Origin of the sequence: Nonomuraea muscovyensis (assembly GCF_014207745.1) — a bacterium.
Classification (GTDB): Bacteria; Actinomycetota; Actinomycetes; order Streptosporangiales; family Streptosporangiaceae; genus Nonomuraea; species Nonomuraea muscovyensis.
The window spans coordinates 3,185,652-3,202,629 of the sequence record NZ_JACHJB010000002.1 but is presented as its reverse complement, the minus strand read 5'-3'; the positions used below and the strand labels follow the sequence as shown (position 1 = coordinate 3,202,629).

At 71.0% G+C, this 16,978-nt stretch carries 17 protein-coding genes, 1 tRNA gene and 1 pseudogene; 10 read left to right on the top strand and 9 right to left on the bottom strand.

What is annotated here, in order from left to right:
• Positions 1-52 precede the first annotated feature (52 nt).
• The 3 genes from FHU36_RS31505 to FHU36_RS31495 all read left to right on the top strand — a co-directional run bounded on the left by FHU36_RS31505 (position 53) and on the right by FHU36_RS31495 (position 3,563).
• The gene (locus tag FHU36_RS31505; protein ID WP_312891949.1) at positions 53-1,498 is read left to right on the top strand and encodes an MFS transporter; all 1,446 of its coding nucleotides are present in this window, start codon (positions 53-55) and stop codon (positions 1,496-1,498) included.
• Positions 1,499-1,926: 428 nt separating this feature from the next.
• Positions 1,927-2,331 carry a hypothetical protein gene (locus FHU36_RS31500; protein ID WP_185087368.1) on the top strand — a complete coding sequence of 135 codons (405 nt, stop codon included), beginning with the start codon at positions 1,927-1,929 and terminating at the stop codon, positions 2,329-2,331.
• Between the two features lie 47 nt (positions 2,332-2,378).
• Positions 2,379-3,563 (top strand): serine hydrolase domain-containing protein, encoded by a 1,185-nt coding sequence (locus tag FHU36_RS31495; protein ID WP_185087367.1) that lies wholly within the window; start codon positions 2,379-2,381, stop codon positions 3,561-3,563.
• 200 nt (positions 3,564-3,763) lie between these two features.
• Here the strand turns inward: FHU36_RS31495 and FHU36_RS31490 are convergent, their stop codons facing one another.
• Complete coding sequence (locus tag FHU36_RS31490; protein WP_185087366.1) at positions 3,764-3,913, bottom strand: recombinase family protein; 150 nt, start codon at positions 3,911-3,913, stop codon at positions 3,764-3,766.
• A 110-nt stretch (positions 3,914-4,023) separates the two neighbouring features.
• On the opposite strand from FHU36_RS31490, the pseudogene FHU36_RS46960 reads away from it, so the two are divergent.
• Together FHU36_RS46960 and FHU36_RS45065 are read left to right on the top strand one after the other, a co-directional pair.
• Positions 4,024-4,185 (top strand): annotated as a pseudogene (locus FHU36_RS46960) (Tn3 family transposase); the annotation flags it as partial.
• Between the two features lie 79 nt (positions 4,186-4,264).
• Entirely contained in the window at positions 4,265-4,693 is a 429-nt protein-coding gene (locus FHU36_RS45065; protein ID WP_246503018.1) for a site-specific integrase, read from the top strand.
• 279 nt (positions 4,694-4,972) lie between these two features.
• Here the strand turns inward: FHU36_RS45065 and FHU36_RS31480 are convergent.
• Positions 4,973-5,046 (bottom strand) — tRNA-Arg (locus tag FHU36_RS31480).
• 153 nt (positions 5,047-5,199) lie between these two features.
• Here FHU36_RS31480 and FHU36_RS31475 point away from each other — a divergent pair.
• Positions 5,200-5,982, top strand: coding sequence for a phosphotransferase (locus tag FHU36_RS31475; RefSeq protein ID WP_185087364.1), 783 nt, complete (start codon positions 5,200-5,202; stop codon positions 5,980-5,982).
• Positions 5,966-6,907, top strand: coding sequence for a cobalamin biosynthesis protein (locus FHU36_RS31470; protein WP_376774166.1), 942 nt, complete (start codon positions 5,966-5,968; stop codon positions 6,905-6,907). Before FHU36_RS31475 ends, FHU36_RS31470 begins: the two co-directional genes overlap by 17 nt.
• Before the next feature lie 78 nt (positions 6,908-6,985).
• On the opposite strand, the gene FHU36_RS31465 is transcribed toward FHU36_RS31470, so the two are convergent.
• On the bottom strand, positions 6,986-7,660 hold the full coding sequence (locus FHU36_RS31465; RefSeq protein WP_221497037.1) for a hypothetical protein: 675 nt from the start codon (positions 7,658-7,660) through the stop codon (positions 6,986-6,988).
• 21 nt (positions 7,661-7,681) lie between these two features.
• On the opposite strand from FHU36_RS31465, the gene FHU36_RS31460 reads away from it, so the two are divergent.
• Positions 7,682-7,849 carry a hypothetical protein gene (locus FHU36_RS31460; protein WP_185087362.1) on the top strand — a complete coding sequence of 56 codons (168 nt, stop codon included), beginning with the start codon at positions 7,682-7,684 and terminating at the stop codon, positions 7,847-7,849.
• On the opposite strand, the gene FHU36_RS31455 is transcribed toward FHU36_RS31460, so the two are convergent.
• Complete coding sequence (locus tag FHU36_RS31455) at positions 7,825-9,387, bottom strand: ABC transporter substrate-binding protein (RefSeq protein ID WP_185087361.1); 1,563 nt, start codon at positions 9,385-9,387, stop codon at positions 7,825-7,827. The genes FHU36_RS31460 and FHU36_RS31455 overlap by 25 nt on opposite strands.
• Positions 9,388-9,550: 163 nt before the next feature.
• Between FHU36_RS31455 and FHU36_RS45940 the strand changes: the two genes are divergently transcribed.
• Positions 9,551-11,449, top strand: coding sequence for a sensor histidine kinase (locus FHU36_RS45940; protein ID WP_281394363.1), 1,899 nt, complete (start codon positions 9,551-9,553; stop codon positions 11,447-11,449).
• A complete protein-coding gene (locus FHU36_RS31445; protein ID WP_101787211.1) occupies positions 11,442-11,798 on the top strand; it encodes a DUF742 domain-containing protein in 357 nt (118 codons plus the stop codon). Before FHU36_RS45940 ends, FHU36_RS31445 begins: the two co-directional genes overlap by 8 nt.
• 53 nt (positions 11,799-11,851) lie before the next feature.
• On the opposite strand, the gene FHU36_RS31440 is transcribed toward FHU36_RS31445, so the two are convergent.
• From FHU36_RS31440 to FHU36_RS31420, 5 genes are read right to left on the bottom strand one after another with little or no spacing between them, the layout of a single operon-like run.
• Positions 11,852-12,724: an ABC transporter ATP-binding protein gene (locus tag FHU36_RS31440; protein ID WP_185087360.1), complete on the bottom strand. Its 873-nt coding sequence runs from the start codon at positions 12,722-12,724 to the stop codon at positions 11,852-11,854.
• Positions 12,721-13,470, bottom strand: coding sequence for an ATP-binding cassette domain-containing protein (locus FHU36_RS31435; RefSeq protein WP_185087359.1), 750 nt, complete (start codon positions 13,468-13,470; stop codon positions 12,721-12,723). Before FHU36_RS31435 ends, FHU36_RS31440 begins: the two co-directional genes overlap by 4 nt.
• On the bottom strand, positions 13,467-14,279 hold the full coding sequence (locus tag FHU36_RS31430) for an ABC transporter permease (RefSeq protein WP_185087358.1): 813 nt from the start codon (positions 14,277-14,279) through the stop codon (positions 13,467-13,469). The genes FHU36_RS31435 and FHU36_RS31430 overlap by 4 nt, the downstream gene beginning before the upstream one ends.
• The gene (locus tag FHU36_RS31425; protein WP_185087357.1) at positions 14,276-15,304 is read right to left on the bottom strand and encodes an ABC transporter permease; all 1,029 of its coding nucleotides are present in this window, start codon (positions 15,302-15,304) and stop codon (positions 14,276-14,278) included. Before FHU36_RS31425 ends, FHU36_RS31430 begins: the two co-directional genes overlap by 4 nt.
• A gap of 12 nt (positions 15,305-15,316) precedes the next feature.
• Complete coding sequence (locus tag FHU36_RS31420) at positions 15,317-16,933, bottom strand: ABC transporter substrate-binding protein (protein ID WP_185087356.1); 1,617 nt, start codon at positions 16,931-16,933, stop codon at positions 15,317-15,319.
• Positions 16,934-16,978 lie beyond the last annotated feature (45 nt).

Genomic DNA, 16,978 nt, shown 5'->3' with positions numbered 1-16,978 from the left:
AATAGAGGCTAAAAGTATGCAACCGCATCCTCGTCGATGGCTGATCCTGATCGTGCTCTGTCTGAGCACCCTGGTGGTGGTCATCGACAACATGGCACTCACCGTCGCCGTACCCGCCCTGGCCGCCGATCTGGGCGCCAGCTCGCAGGACATCCAGTGGATCCTGGAGTCCTACATGCTGGTCTTCGCCGGCCTGCTGCTCACCGCCGGATCGCTGTCCGACCGGTACGGCCGGCGCAAGCTCATGGTCATCGGCCTGACGCTGTTCGGCGCCGCCTCCGCGGCCGCCACCCTCGCCACCGACCCCGGCCAGCTGATCGCCGCCCGCGTCGCGATGGGCGTCGGGGGCGCGATGATCATGCCCAACACCCTGTCGATCCTGATGGTCGTCTTCCCCGACGAGGCCGAACGGCGCAAGGCCATGGCCGCCGGGGCCGCCTTCGCCGTGCTCGGCCTGGTCGGCGGCCCCGTCGCCGGCGGCGCCCTGATCTCCTCCCTCGGCTGGGAAGCGGTCTTCTGGATCAACGTCCCGATCGCGCTCCTGGCCATCCTGGCCGCCTTGACCCTGATGCCCGAATCCAAGGGCTCGGCGACCAAGCCCGACCCCGTCGGCGCCGTCCTGTCCATGATCGGCATGTCCGCCCTTGTGTGGACGATCAACGAACTCGCGCACGGTATCGCCTGGACCCCGCTGGCCGTCGCCGTCATCGCCCTCGGCGCCTTCGTCGGCTGGGAGCTGCGCACCGAGCACCCGATGGTGCCGCTCCAGCTCTTCCGCGACCGCGACTTCGCCGGCGGCAGCCTGTCGCTCACCCTCGTCCAGATCGGCAGCGGCGGCATGCTGCTGGTGCTGACCCAGTACATGCAGTTCGTCCTCGGCTACACCCCCACCCAGGCCGGGCTCGCCTTCATCCCCATGTTCATCGCCTCGATCGTCTTCAACGGCATCGGCGCCGGCCTGGGCAGCAAGCTCGGCAACCGCGCCACCGCAGTCCTCGGCATGATCGTGATGGCCGCCGGCTTCGCCCTGCTCGGCTTCTCCTCCCCCGACAGCTTCACGATGCTGGCCATCGCCCAGGTCGTGGCGGGCGCTGGCAGCGGCCTGGCCGGGCCCACGGCGATCGCCGCGCTGATGAGCGCTGTTCCGACCGAGCAGGCCGGTGTCGGTTCGGCTTTGAACGACACCATCCAGCAGGCCGGCGCCGCCCTCGGCGTGGCCATCCTGGGCAGCCTGGCCACCAGCAGCTACACCTCGGCCATGCCGGCCACCGCACCGGATGAGGCCCGCCGCTCCGTAGCCGCCGCCGTGGCCGACCCGTCTCTGGCCGCAGCCGCACGCCAGGCCTACGACGCCGCCATGTCCACCGCCTTCCTCGGCGCTGCGGCCGGGGTGCTCGGCGCCGCCGTACTGGCTCTGCTCCTGTTGCGCGGCCGCAAGATCGGCGCCCACGCCGCCTCCTTGATCCAGCAGCAGACCCCGGTCAGTGTCACTCACTGAAGCCGCTCACTGGAGCAGATCGCCGGAGTAGACCTGGTGCCGATGCGCGGCCGAGCAGACCAGGTCGCCACAGACGTGGCTGAGGAGCTGGCTCATGTTCCAGCCGCAGCATCCACTCCTGCCGCTCATCCCGCCCGCCACTGAACCCTCACGGACGTCCTCGACCTAGCTGACCGGCCCTCGCGCCCGCGGTCGACCATGCGGTGTCGTGTCAGCGGCCGCGTCAGGACGGCAACCGCCCCATATCAGAGCGGTCGGCGATCGTGGATGCCATGAACGGTTCAGCGATTGCGGCCTCAAGGCTGGGTGAGATCCATTCGGGCGACCCGACCTGAGCAACCCAGATACCTCGGTCACCAAGAGGACCACAGTCCACCATCCGTCCGTTCAATTTGAATTTCGTAACAGATGTATAGGAGCTCACCATCATGTCCATCACCCTTACCGACCAGGACAAGCTCACCCTCCGCCTCGCCGCGTGGGGCGCCGTCTCGCTGATGTCCGCCGCCGGCATCGCCGAGTCGGCCCACAAGGTCGCCACCCACGGCTCCATCGCGTTGACCTCCGCCACCGGCCCGGTCGGGCATGTGCTCAGCAAGGCGCCCAAGGGCGTGAAGTACGGCAAGACCGTCGCCGAACTCGCCGACCAGGTGCTGCCCGCCCTGACCGCGAGCGTGAGCCTGCTCAAGCAGCAGGACCCGGCCGAGGCCGACAACTTCCGCGGCACCGTCACCGTCGCCATCGAAGCCGCCGCCCGCACCCACCAGGGCCAGCCCAGCCCCACCATGGCCGAGATGATCCGCAAGATCACCGAGGCCCTGGACGCCGCTTGACCGCAAACCCCTTTGCCCCCTGAGCGTGACACTAGAGAAGAGGAAGCATGACAACCCAACCCCCATCCGCGATCAAGGTCCTGCGGCGCGTGGCTGTGCCGACGCTGGCAGCCGCGCTGCTGACCGGAGCAGGCGCCCCCGCGGCATCGGCTGCCGGGCCGGATCGTCCGGAGTTGCAGAAGGCCATGCAGGCGTTCGTCGATGCCGGTTTCTCCGGGATGCAGCTGCGGGTGCACGATGAGCAGGGCGACTGGGCCGGCAGCGCCGGGGTGCGCAAGCTGGGCCAGAGCGCCAAGCCGCCGACGAACGGGCGGTTCTGGACGGGCAGCGTCATCAAGCCCTTCACCGCGACGCTGGTGTTGCAGCTGGTGGCCGAGGGCAAGATCGGGCTGGACGTTCCAGTGGCCGACTACCTGCCCGAGTTCGGGCTGGACCGGCGCATCACGGTGCGGATGCTGCTGCAGCACACCAGCGGGCTGTTCAACTACACCGGCGATTCCGACCCTGACGGGAAGTGGGTGCCGGGCATCACCGCCAACGGCGACGCCTGGCTGGCCGACCGCTTCCGCAGCTACCAACCCGAGGAACTGATCCGGCTGGCGCTGTCCAAGACGCCGCGGTTCGAGCCGGGCACGGACCAGAAGTACACCAACACCAACTACACACTGGCCCTGCTGCTGATCGAGAAGGTCAGCGGCCGCTCCTACGCCGAGGAGATGAAGCGGCGGATCCTGCGGCCGCTCGGGATGACGGCCACCGTGGTGCCGGGCGACCGGACGCAACTCCCCGGGCCGCACGCCCACGGCTACTACCGCATCAAGGACGCCGCCGGTAAGTGGAAGACGGTCGACATCTCCCGCCAGAACCTGTCCCTGCTGGCCGGCGCCGGAGACCTGATCTCCACCACGCAGGATCTCCACACGTTCATCTCCGCGCTGAACAGCGGCAAGCTCCTGCCGGCCCCGCTGCTGACCGAGATGCGCAAGCCGCACCCGAAGATGGGCTACGGCCTCGGACTGTTCGTGCAGGACCTGGGCCCGAACTGCGGCACCGTCTACCAGCACAACGGCAGCCCCCCGCACGGCTACGGCACGCTGATGTACAGCTCGCCCGACGGCAAGACGACCCTGACCGCCTCAGTGACCTGGGTCGACGAGGCGACCAGAGGCCCGGCCAAGGACTTCCAGAAGCTCACGGACACGCTCGTCAAGCAGGCGTTCTGCGACGGGTAGGCCGGTTCGGCTGACCAGGCCGAGCCGGCTCAGTAGACGGGTCCGGGCACCCCGGACCGTACGCCTTGAGGGTGGACTCCTTCCGGTTGTGCGTCAGGTAGCGCGCGAACCGGGCCACGCCGAGCTCGCTGAGCTCGGCGTGGCCGGTCCACAGGCGCGGACGCCGGGCCGAGAAGGTTGAGGAACGTCCCGATAGGCAATCAAGCGGAGACGGTGTAAGCCGCAGGACGGCGAGCAATCCGATCAAGTTCGGGGCGGACGGTGGCGCGGGTGGAGATCTTCTCGGTGAAGATGCGGGTGATGCCTGCGGCCTTGAGCGCGTCGGTCCGGGTGTCGAGTGACTGGCGCACGGTGGAGGCGCGGGCACCGGCGGCCGTAAGCAGGCCCGGTCGGTCGATCTCAAGCGCAACATCCTCACGGTGCTCAGCGCCAACGCCACGAATTTGGCGTTGTCCAGGATGTGGAGGCCTGCCGCATCCCGTATGACGTGCCGCGCTGGACGCAGGAGTGGTGCGTGCCGGAGGAGACGCTGCGCGAGGCCAACACCTGCATCGTCAACCACGACCACGGGCTGGATCTGTCGAAGGTGTTCGGCGGCGGCACCATGTCAAGCTCGGACGGGCAGCGTTTCCCGGAGTTGACCCGGTTTGGTGGACACCTGATCTCTGGGGAACCCTGGTTCCCGGAAGAAGGAGTCTGCTGTGCCGAACAACTATCCGCCGGAGTTTCGTCGGCAGATGGTGGAGCTGGTGCGCGCGGGACGGACGCCGGAGGAACCGGCCAAGGAGTTCCGGCCCTCCGCGCAGTCGATCCGTATGGTGTGGACGCCGGAGCAGACCCGGCTGTTTCTGGAGGAGGCCAGGAGGCATCGGCTGTTCGCCTTGTATCGGCTGATCACGCTTCGAGGGCTACGACGCGGGGAGGCGTGCGGGCTGCGTTGGAAGGACGTCGATCTCGACGAGGGATCCGCGCGTATCGCCTGGCAGTTGGTGCAGTTGGCGGGGCAGATTCACGAGGGCAGGCCCAAGACCGATGCCTCGATGCGCACCATCGCGCTGCCGACACCTACACGTCGGTTTTCCCGCAGGTGGCGATGGCGGCGGCGGAGAAGACCGCGGCGTTGTTGCTAGGCGATGGCGAGGAGGGCCGCGGCGTTCTGCGGCAGCTTCGCGTGTAGCGAGAGGGAGAGGCTCGGCCGGGGAGATGACGGCTTCGCTCCGCTGGAATCGCGGCGGAACGGGGCCGTTCGTCATGTGGCAGGGGTGATGAGCGCGGTGATGAACTGCATGGTGATCATGGTGTGTACAGGGTTGGTACGGACGAGCACGGTAGGAGCACGGATGGGCCAGAACAATGTTCTGCAAGAATGTCGTGGCATGCGTTTTCGCAGGTCAAGACCATGATCAAAGCGCGCCCTGCAGGATTCGAACCTGCGACCGTCGGATTAGAAGTCCGGTGCTCTATCCAGCTGAGCTAAGGGCGCTCCCGCCTTATTGTGCATGATCCGGCGACGTGTCACGCACACGTTTTCACCGGGACAGCGTGCCACGCGCGCGGAGCCGGTCGGTGTACGGGGGGTTACGGTCGGCGGAAACGCCAGGCGAGGGCCGTACATATGGGGCTAAGGTGTCTTGGCATGGTCGCGACGCTCCTCCATGAGATCCCTCTTCAGGGCGGGGACGTGACAGACGGGGTGGTGCGTGTCGGTGACACCGTGCGCAGGCCCGTCGGCCCGTTCACCCCTGCCGTGCACGCCCTGCTCCGCCATCTCGAAGCCGCTGGTTTCGAGGGGGCGCCGCGTGTGGTGGGTGTGGACGAGCTGGGGCGGGAGATTCTCACGTACCTGCCGGGGACGACGGGGTTGCGGGCGGCGGTCGTCACGGACGACGCGCTGGCGGGCGTGGCGGGGCTGCTGCGGGACTTCCACGGCGCGACCGCCGGGTTCCCGCTGGCGCGGGGCGGGTGGCAGGCCGGGTCGAACGACGACGCGCCGCCGGAGGTCGTCGGGCACTGCGACGTGACGCCGGACAACGTGGTGTTCCGGGACGGCCGGGCCGCCGCGCTGATCGACTTCGACCTGGCGCGGCCGACGACGCGGCTGTTCGACGTGGTCACCGCGCTGCGCCACTGGGCGCCCATCGCCGACCCGGTCGACCGTCATCCGCTGTTGCGCGGGCTGGACGTGGGCGCGCGGCTGCGGTTGTTCTGCGACGCGTACGGCGTGCCGCCCCGCGACCGGCGGCGGCTGCTGGAGCTGGCCCGGCTGCGCTTCCACCGTTCGTACGACGTGATGCGCACCCGGGCGGCGACCGGCGGCGGCTGGGCCAGGATGTGGGCGCAGGGCGCCGGGCAGCGCATCCGCCGGGCCGCCGCGTGGCTGGACACGCACGAGGAGGAGCTCCGTGTCCATCTGGTCTGAGCGGGCCCGCTCGCGGGCCGCGGGCGTCGCGGCCGGGGTGCTGCTCGACGCGCTCATCGCCGATCCCCGCGCCGGGCATCCCGTCGCGTTGTTCGGCCGGGCGGCCGCCGGGGTCGAGCGGCGCCTGTACGGTGACGCGCGCCCGAACGGCGTGCTCCACGTGCTCGTGTGCGTGGGCGGCGCCACCGGGATAGGCCTGGCGGCCGAGCGCGTACGGCATCCCGTGGCGCACGCCGCGCTGACCGCCGCGGCCACCTGGGCGGTGCTGGGCGGCACCACCCTCGCCCGGGAGGGCGCGTACCTGGCCGGAGCGCTGGAGGGCGGCGACCTGGCCCGGGCCCGGGCCAGGCTGCCTCACCTGTGCGGGCGTGACCCGTCGGCGCTGGAGGCGCCCGAGCTGGCCCGCGCCACCGTGGAGTCGCTGGCCGAGAACACCTCCGACGCCGTCGTGGCGCCGCTCTTCTGGGGGGCGCTGGCCGGTGTCCCGGGCCTGCTGGCCTACCGGGCGATCAACACGCTGGACGCGATGGTGGGGCACCGTTCGCCCCGGTACGAGAGATTCGGCTGGGCGGCGGCGCGGCTGGACGACGTGGCGAACTTCGTCCCGGCCCAGATCACGGGCCTGCTGACCGTGGCCGCCGCCCCCGACCGGCGCCGGGCGCTGGCCGTGCTCGCCAGGGACGGCCACCGGCACCCCAGCCCGAACGCGGGCCGGTGCGAGGCGGCGTTCGCCGGAGCGCTGGACGTCACGCTGGGCGGCGTGAACGTCTACGCGGGCCGCACCGAGCACCGTCCCGAGATGGGCGACGGCCGCAAGCCGGAGGTGCGGGACATCCGTCGGGCGGTGCGGCTCACCCGGGTGGTGAGCCTGGCCGCGGCCGGCCTCGCGGTGGCCGCCGCCTGGTCTCTCGGCAGGCGCCGGTAGGCGGGGTCGTCCGGGCGGCACGGGACGCAGGCCGCCGGGAAGGGTCAGGAAGCGGTGGGGGAGCGGGAGTGAACGACGTCATGCCGCCGGGCCGGAGCGCTCCACTCCCACGGTGATCTCGTTGCCGAGCTTGTGGCCGCCCAGCAGGTCGAGGGAGTCGCCGCTCCAGAACCTGCCCGGGTCGTACCAGTTGGGCCGGCGACCGGCGGGCAGCAGGCCCATCTCCTCGTAGGTGAGGGCGACGACCTCGGCGCAGTAGGCGCTCTCCAGGGCGCGCTCCTCCGCCTGGCGACGCGCCAGGGGAAGCCGCAGCGGAAGCCGCAGCGGGAGACGCACCTTGGGGACGCGGCCGCGCGCCCAGCGGGCGGCCAGGCGGGCCGTGCTGGGGAACGGGGTGCCGTCCAGCCGGGCGACCGTGCGCAGCGCGGCGTCCTCCATCTCGGGCGTGGCCTGGGGTTCGAGCTGGCGCAGCCAGCCGCGCTGGCCGTAGCGGTTGGCCCACACCGTCACCGCGTCGCGCAGGTCGTGCAGTTGCACGCCGCGCCGGTGGGTGCCCGACCACAGGTCGAGCAGCGACTTGCCGAGCTCTGCGTGCCACATCATCGGCGGCAGGTCCTCGACGACGATGGCCATGCCCACGTGGTTGACCGGGCTGTTGGTCATCGTCTGGATCGCGCGGTCGGGCACGGAGCGGCCCCGGAACACCCACAGGTCTCCGGTCCGGGTCAGCTCGACGGCCTCATCGAGAGTCAGCACGCTCGCTAGCCTAGGCACATGCGTTGGTGGAAGATACTCGGGCTGGCCGGGGTGGCGGGGGTCGCGGCGACGGGCGTGGCGATCGCGCGGGCGGAGCGGCGCCGTCGCGCCTACACCCCCGAGGAGATCAGGGTACGGCTGCGCGAGCGCCTGGAGGAGCGTCAGCCCGAGGGCCGCAACCCGTAGACGAAGACCACGTCCGGATAGGCCGGGTTGTCGTCGTAGCCCTGGACCCCGCCGAGGTAGGCCCGCTGGTAGTTGACCACCCAGGGCAGCGCCGCGGCGGCGTGCCGGTCGAGCACGCGGTCGGTGGCCTCGGCGAAGGCGCGCTCGGCGGCGGTCCGGTCGCTGACGGTGAGCTGGGGCAGCGTGTCGATGAGCGTGTCGGTGGCCGGGTCCTTGAGGTAGGTCAGGTTGAAGACGGTCGGGTTCTGGCTGCGGAAGACGTTGCCGAACCACGAGTAGCCGTCGGCGTAGTCGGGCCACCAGTACATGACGAAGACGTCCTGGCCGCGCTTCTTGCCGCGGTCCCACTGGGCGGTCCACGGCATGGCCTGGATCTCCAGTGTGACGTTGAGCGGCTTGAGCGCAATGGCCAGCCGGTTGACGAGCAGCCGCTGGTCGGTGTCGCCCTCGGCGTAGGTGACGCTCAGCCGCAGCGGCCTGCCGCCGGGGCCGTACCCCGCGCGCCGGAGCAGCCGCTCGGCGCCCGCGAGGTCCTGCCTCGGCACCCGGTCGGGGACGTGCCCGATCAGGCCCTCGGGCACGATGCCGCTGGCGGGTGAGACGGCGCCCCTGAGCATCTTGACGATGCCGCGGTAGTCGACGGCCTTCTGCACCGCGCGCCGTACCCGCACGTCGGCCATCGGCCCGCTCGCGGTGTTGAACAGCAGCATCGCGGTCTGGAACGACGGCCGCTGCGAGGTGCGCACGCCCGGCGTCCTCGTGGCCCGGGCGTACAGGCGGGGGTTGAGGCGTTCGACGAACCCGGCCTCGCCGCGCAGCAGCATCCGCCAGGCGCGGTCCGGGTCGGGCACGACGCGGTACTTGACCGTCCGGTAGTGCGGGCCGGCCCACCCGCCCCAGTAGCCGTCGTAGGCCCGCAGGGTGAGCTCGTCCTCCTTGCCCTTGCTCCAGGACGCCACGGTGTACGGCCCGGAGCCGGCGTCCCTGCCGCCCCGGAGCCAGCCGCGCAGGTCGCCGGCGGCCCGGGTGTCGTAGACGTAGGCGGCGTAGCCGGCGGAGGCGACCAGGTCGAGCGGTACGGCGTACTTCAGCGAGAAGGTGACGGTGACCGGGTCCTCGGCCCTGATGCCGGAGACGGCGTCCCAGATGTAGGCGGCGCCGCCGCCGAGCTTCATCGTGCGCTCGATCGACGCCTTGACGGCCGACGCGTCGAGGGGTCTGCCGGTGTGGAAGGTGACGCCGGGGCGGAGGGTGAACGTCCACGACCGGCCGTCGGCCGACGACCGCCAGGACGTGGCGAGCCGGGGGGCGGCCTTGCCGGTCACCGGGTTCCAGAAGGTGAGGGTCTCGTAGACGTTCTGGAAGGCGATGATCTCGTTGGAGTAGGAGGTGGCGGGGTCCCAGTCGGTGACGACGTCCAGGTTCTGCACGATGACGAACGCCGACTCGCCGCGGGGGGCCTGCTGTACCTGGGCGGGGGCCGAACACGCCGCGAGGGAGAGCAGCAAGGCGGCGGCCGCTGCGAGTCGACGGCGCAACGCTCTCTCCCTCTGTGATGGACGTACGCCGGAAACCTACTAGATGATCAACGCCACAAGCTCAAAAGTCCCGAAAAATTAGGACTTCCAGAGATCGAATTGCTATTCTCGTGCGTTGTCCCGTCCGGGGTTCACCAGCAGGGGACCGACCGGAAGAGGTGCCATGGGTCGCAGCCGCACGATCCGCCTGAAGATCATCGGCCTGCTGCTGGTTCCGCTCGCCTCGATGGTGGTGTTGTGGGGTGTCATCACCGCCGTCACGGCGAGCGAGAGCTTGGAGTTGCGGCAGTACAAGACGCTCTGGACGAACCTCCGTCACCCCGCCGACCAGCTCACCACCGAGCTCCAGCGCGAGCGACTGGTCTCGGTGAAACTGCTGCGCGACAAGAGCACCACCGTCGTGCAGAACCTCGCCGCCCAGCGCGCCCGCACCGACGCGGCCGACGAGCGGTTCAGGCAACTGTCCGCCCGTTCGATGCACACCTCGGAGGCGATCCGCACGCAGGTCGACGTGGTGCTGACGCAGGTGCACAGGCTGGATGCCATCAGGGGTGACATCGACACGGGCCTGTCCGGCCGGCTGCAGGTGATCGAGGCGTACAACGCGATCACCGACGCGCTGTTCGGCCTGCACAAGCGTGTCGCGTTCATCGACGACATCCCCCTGTACGAGCAGTCGCGTGTCGTCATCGACCTCGGGTACGCCCGGGAGCTGCTGAGCCGCGAGCAGGCCATCGCCGCCGGGCCGACCACGGCCCCCGAGCGCCGCCTGTTCACTCAGCTCGTCGGCAACCGGCGCTTCCTCGTCGACCAGGCGCTGGGCGAGCTGGACCCGGGACTGCGCGAGGCCCAGGTCTCGCTGATCACCTCGCCCGGTTACCAGCGGCTGCGGCTGATGGAGGACCAGATCATCGCCGGCGGCGCGCCACGGTCGTGGCTGCCGGCGAGCGAGGCGTTCAACACCTCGTTCCAGGAGGCGCAGGCGCAGGCCGGCGCGCTGCTCACCGAGCGGGCGGAGCCGGTGGCCGACGCGGTGCTGTGGCGGGCGTTCGTGCTGGCCGGCACCTGTTTCGTGCTGGTGATCGTGTCGATCGTGTTCTCGCTGCGGATGGGCACCCGGTTGTCGAAGGAACTGGGGGCGCTGCGCGAGGCCGCGCTGGAGGTGGCCACCAAGCGGCTGCCGCAGGTCGTGGAGAAGCTGCGCCGGGGGGAGACGGTCGAGGTGCCCGAGCTGTCGGTGGCCACCACCACCGCCGAGATCGGCGACGTGGGGCAGGCCTTCTCGACCGTCCAGCAGACGGCCGTGGAGGCGGCGGTCGGCCAGGCGCAGCTGCGCGAGGGCGTCGGCCACGTCTTCCGCAACCTGGCGCGGCGCAGCCAGACCCTGCTGCACCGCCAGCGCATCCAACTGGAGGACATGCAGCACCGGGCCACCGACCCGGAGGCCCTGGACGACCTGTTCCGGCTGGACCACCTGACCACCCGCATGCGGCGCCACGCGGAGGGCCTGATCATCCTGTCGGGCGCGACGCCGGGCCGCGGCTGGAGCAAGCCCGTGCCGATGCTCGACGTGGCCCGGGGCGCGTCGGCCGAGGTCGAGGACTACCAGCGGGTCATCGTCGAGCCGATGCCCGGCCAGCGCCTGGCCGGCCCGGTCGTCGGTGACGTGATACACCTGATAGCCGAGTTGATCGAGAACGCCACCGTCTACTCGCCGCCGCACACCCCGGTCCAGGTGCGCGGCGAGGAGACGGCCCGCGGCTTCGCCTTCGAGGTGGAGGACCGCGGTCTCGGGATAGGCGCCGAGGAACTGGCCGGCCTCAACGAGCGGCTGGCCAGCCCGCCGGAGTTCGACCTGGCCGACAGCGATCGGCTCGGCCTCTTCGTCGTCTCCCGCCTGGCCGCCAGGCATGACATCCGCGTGACACTGCGCGGTTCACCATATGGAGGGACCACTGCCATCGTGCTGATCCCGGCAGAACACGTGAGCGATCCGCCGGCCGAGCCGGAGGACCGTCCGAAGGAACCCGTCCGTCCGATGCGGGTGGTGCAGGGTGAGTGACGAGCGCTGGCTGGACGAGGACGCCGGTCCGATCGTCCCGGCCTATCTGCTGACCAAGGGCCGGACCGTGCCCGCGAGCGAGGCCATCGACCTCATCGCGGTGATCATCACGGCCGGCGGCCTCACCCCGCCCGTCGGGCTCGGCCCCGAACACCTGATCATCCTGCAGAAGTGCACCACGCCGACCCGGCTCGTCGATGTGGCGGCCGAGCTCAACCTGCCCATCGGCGTGGTCCGGGTGCTGGTCGGCGACCTGCACCAGCAGCAGCTCGTCCAGGTGGAGCTGCCGCCGCCCGCGCCGTCCGCCAGCGTGCTGCTGGAGGTGATCAGCGGCCTCAAGGCCCTGTGACCCCGGCTGTGACCCGGTGGCGGCCCGCCCGCCGCCGGGCCCCGGCCAGGCGGTCAGGCGGTCAGGTCCGCCGCGCGGTGGCAGGCCACCCGGCGCTCATCTCCCAGGTCGCGCAGCTCGGGCGCCCGCTCGCACTCCGGTACGGCCATCGGGCAGCGCGACCGGAACGGGCACCCGGTCCCCGCCGCCCGCGCCTCGGTGCGGCCGCGGGCCCGAGGCGGCTCCCCTCCCAGCTTCGGCACGGCGTCGCGCAGCGCGAGCGTGTACGGGTGGGCCGGCCGCGCGAGCAACTCGGCGGTGGGACCCGACTCCACGACACGTCCGGCGAACAGCACGTGCGCGGTGCGGCAGAGCCGGCCCACCACGGCCAGGTCGTGCGTGATGAGCAGCCGCTCGGTGCCGAGCCCGGCCAGCAGGTCGAGGATCCTGGCCTGCACGGTCACGTCGAGGGCGCTGGTGGGCTCGTCCAGGATCAGCAGCCGGGGTTCCACCGCCAGCGCGCGGGCGATCACCACGCGCTGGCGCTGCCCGCCGGAGAGCTCGTGCGGCCTCCTGCCGGCCAGGCCGGCCGCCAGCCCGACCCGTTCCAGCAGCTGCGGGACGCGGTCGCGGGCGCCTCTGGGCAGGCCCTCGGCGATCGACGCGCCGACGCGCATCCGCGGGTCGAGCGACTCGGCCTGGAAGACGGGCTGCACCTCCCTGCGGAAGCGCCTCATGTCAGCTTTTCTCAGGTTCTGGTCGCCGTACCAGATGTTTCCTGACACGGGGGTGAGGAGGCCGAGGAACGCCCGCGCCAGCGTGGTCTTGCCCGACCCGCTCTCGCCGATCAGGCCGACCCCGCCTCCGGTGATGTCGAGGGTGACGTCGCGGACGACGGGCGTGCGGCCGTACCCGAGCGTCACCTCCTCGGCCCTGAGCAGGGTCACGGCAGCGCCTCCAGCAGTTCGCGCGTGTACGGGTGGGACGGCCGCGCCAGCACCTCGGCGGCCGGGCCGGCCTCCACGACCTCGCCCTCCCTCATGACGAGCACCCGGTCGGCGATCGTGGAGACCAGGGCGAGGTCGTGCGAGACCAGCAGCAGCGCCAGCCCCCGCTCCTCGCGCAGCCGCCGCAGCACCCCGACCACCTCGGCCTGCACGGTCACGTCGAGGGCGCTGGTGGGCTCGTCGGCCAGGATCACCTGCGCGCCGAGTGCGATGGCCAGCGCGATCGCGAACCGCTGCGCCTGCCCGCCCGAGATCTCGTGCGGGTAGCGGCGCAGGATCGCCGGGTCCAGCATGACCGCCTCGGCGGCCCGCGCGCAGACCGCCGCCAGGGCCCGCTCGCCCGCCGCCACGCCGTGCAGCCTGAGCGCGCGCCGCATGAGCACGCCGAGGCGGGTGGTGGGGTTGAGTGCGGCCTGCGGCGACTGCATGACCAGCGCCACCCGCGCGCCCCGCAGCTCACGCAGCCGCCGCTCGGGGGCCCGCAGCACGTCCACGCCGCAGACGCGCACGCTGCCCGAGACGCGGGCGCCCTCGGTCAGGCCCAGCAGCGACAGCAGGGTGGTCGACTTGCCCGACCCGCTTTCCCCCACGATCGCCACGCATTCCCCCGCCCGCACGTCCAGCTCGGGGACGCGGGCGACGGTCCGCTCGCCGTAGCTCACCTGAAGGTCGCGCACCTCGATCACCTGACCACCACCCTGCGCGGATCGAGCGCGTCGCGCAGTCCCTCGCCGAGGAGGTTGAACGCGAACGCCGTCACCATGATCGCCAGCCCGGGGAAGGTGACGACCCACCAGTTCGTCGTGAACAAGGTCTGGCTCTGCTGCACCATCAGCCCCCACTCCGCGGTCGGCTCCTGCGCGCCCAGCCCCAGGTACGACAGCGCCGCCGCGGTCAGGATCACCCCGCCCGCGTCCATGGAGAGCTGGACCAGCACGGGGGTGAGGGAGTTCGGCAGGACGTGCCGCAGCACGATCAGCGGCGCCGGGACGCCCAGGCAGCGGGCGGCGTCCACGTAGGGACGGGTGGCGACCGAGGCGGCGACGGAGGCCGCCAGGCGCGCGTACCAGGGCCACCAGGTGACCGCGATGGCCACGATCACGGTGGTCACGCCCGGCTGCAGCACCACGGCCAGCGCCAGCGACAGCAGCAGCGCCGGGAACGCCAGGAACACGTCCGTCACCCGCATGATCACGTCCCTGACCCAGCCCCCGGCGTACCCGGCGACCACGCCGAGCAGGACGCCGGCGGTGGCCGCCACGCCGAGCACGGCAGCGGCGATGAACAGCGACGTCCGCCCGCCGTACAGGACCCGCGTGAGCACGTCGCGGCCCGCCGTGTCGGTGCCGAACCAGTGCGCGGGGCTGGGCGGCAGCAGCGCGTTGACCGGGTCCGGCTCGTCGGGCGGGTACGGCGCCAGCCAGGGCGCGAAGACGGCGGCCAGCACGACGACCACGATGAGCGCCGCGCCGAGCACGGCCAGCCGGTCTCTCACCGCGGCCTCGCCCTCGGGTCCGCCCGGGGGTCCACGACCCCCTGGAGCAGGTCCACCACCAGGTTGGCGAGCACGTACACGAGCGCCACCAGCAGCGTGACGCCCGCGATGGCCGGCGTGTCCAGGTGGCGGATCGACTCGACGGCGTACCTGCCGAGGCCCGGCCAGTTGAAGACCGCCTCCACCAGGAAGCCGTTCACGATCGCGTAGGCGAAGACCAGGGCGATGAGCGACAGCACGGGGTTGAGCGCCGGGCGCAGCGCGAACCTGGTCAGGATGGCCGTCTCGCCGAAGCCGAGCGCCCGCTCCATGCGCGCGTGGTCCTGTCCCGACTCCTCGATCAGCGCCGCCCGGGTCATCTGCGCGATCACTCCGGTCGGGTACGCGGCCACGACGAGGGCGGGCAGCACCAGGTGCTCCAGGGTGCTGGTGAAGATGGGCCAGTTGCCGGTGATGAGGGCGTCCACGACGGTGATGTTGGTCCAGAGCGTGAGCGGGCTCGTGGTGTCGAGCGCGGGGTCGTACTCACCGGCGACCGGCAGCAGGTCGAGGTGGCCGGCGAAGACCGTCTGCAAGGCCAGGGCCAGCCAGAACACCGGAACGGAGACGGCCAGCATGCTCGTCACCCGCACCCCAATATCTGGAAATTTCCCCTTGTAGCGGGCGGCCAGGACTCCGACCGGGATGCCCACCACCACGGCGCCGAGCAGCGCCGTGCCGACCAGCTCCAGCGAGGCCGGGAACGCCACGTACAGGTCGTCGAGCACGGCCTGCCGGGTGCGCAGGCTGGTGCCCCAGTCGCCGGTCACCAGGTCCCTGAGGTAGTTCCAGAGCTGGGCCGGCAGCGGGTCGTCCAGCCCGAACCGCTCCCGTGCCTGCGCGAGCTGCTCGGGCGTGGCCTTGGGCCCGGCGAACGCCACCGCCGGATCGCCCGGCACCATCCGCGTGACGACGAAGGTGAGGCCGACCACGCCGGCCACGACCAGGAGAGCCTGGCCGAGCCGGCGGGCCACGTGACGCGGCATGACCTGCCCGCCTCAGCCGGCGGGCTTGAGGTCGTGGAAGAAGACCACGTTGGGATAGGCGGGGTTGTCGGCGTACCCCTCGACGCCCGCCGACAGCGCGCGCTGGTAGGTCTGCACGTACGGCACCGCCACGGCCGCCTCATCCTGCAGGATCTTCTTCTGCAGGTCGGCGTAGGCCCGGTCGGCGGCGAGCACGTCGGTGGCCGTGAGCTGCGGCAGCGCGTCGATGGCCCGGTCGATGCCGGGGTTCTTCAGGTACGACAGGTTGAACTGCGGCTTGTCCGCGCTCCTGAAGACGTTGAGGAACCACGAGTAGGCGTCCGGATAGTCCGGATACCAGTACATGACGAAGATGTCCTGGCCCTGCTTCTTGCCGAGGTCCCACTGGGCGTTCCAGGCCATCGGCTTGGCCTGCAGCGTCACGTTGAGCTTCTTGAGCGTCGAGCTGAGCAGCGTGACCAGCAGCTTCTGGTCCTCGTCGCCCTGGGCGTAGGTGAGCGTGAGCTTGAGCTCCTCCAGGTCGGGACCGTAACCGGCGGCGTTCAGCAGTTCCTGCGCCCTGGCGAGGTCCTGCTTGGGCTCCATCCCCGAGACGTGGCCGAGCAGACCCTGGGGCACCAGACCGGAGGCTTTGCTCCCGGCGCCCTTCAGGGCCGCGACCAGGCCGTCGTAGTCGATGGCGAGCTGGAGCGCCTGCCGGATCTTGACGTCCTTCATGGGACCGGAGGCGGTGTTGGGCAGCAGCAGGAGGTTCTGGAAGGACGGCTTCTGCGAGATGCGCACGCCCTCGGTCGTGCCGGCCTGCTCGAACAGCTGCGGGTTGAGCCGGGGGACGAAGGTGACCTCGCCCTTCTGCAGGAGCTGCCAGGCGGTGGTGATCTCCGGCGTGACCCGGAAGCTCACCTTCCGGTACTGCTCGGGCTTCCAGCCGCCCCAGTAGTCGTCGAACGCCTTCAGCGTGAGCTCGGTCTCCTTGCCCTTCTGCCAGGTGTCGATCGTGTACGGGCCGGTGCCGGCGTCCTTCGTGCCGTCCTTGAGCTCGTCGGCGACGGACGTGTCGTAGATGTGGGCCGCGTACCCGGAGGAGGCGACGAGGTCGAGCGGGGCGGCGTACTTGAGGGTGAACTTCAGCGTCGCGGCGTCCACGGCCTCGATCGTCTGGACCGAGCCCCAGATGTAGGCGGCCCCGGCGTTGACCTTGATGGTGCGCTCGATGGCCTTCTTGGCGGCCTCGGCGTCCATCGGCGCCCCGGTGTGGAACTTCACGCCCTGGCGGAGCTTGAACGTCCACTCCTTGCCGCCGGCCGCCGAGGTCCACTCGGTGGCCAGGCGCGGCTCCGGCTTGCCGGCCTCGGCGTTGTAGCGCGTCAGCCCCTCGTAGATGTTGGCCATGGCGATGATCTCGTTGGAGTACGAGCTCGCCGGGTCCCAGTCGGTGACCACGTCCAGGTTGGGCGCGTAGACGAAGGTGGCGTCGTTGGCCTGGGCCGCCGCCGGTGACTGGCTGGTCGTGGTGCTCGGCGGGGGAGTCCCGCCGGCGCCGCGCACCTGGCCGCCCGCGCACGCGGACGCGGCCATGGCAACGGCGCCGACGGCTCCGGCGACGAGCAGTCGCTTGTGCCAGCGCATGGTTGAGGGTCCTTTCGATGTCGTCTCTATGTCGTCTCTATGTCG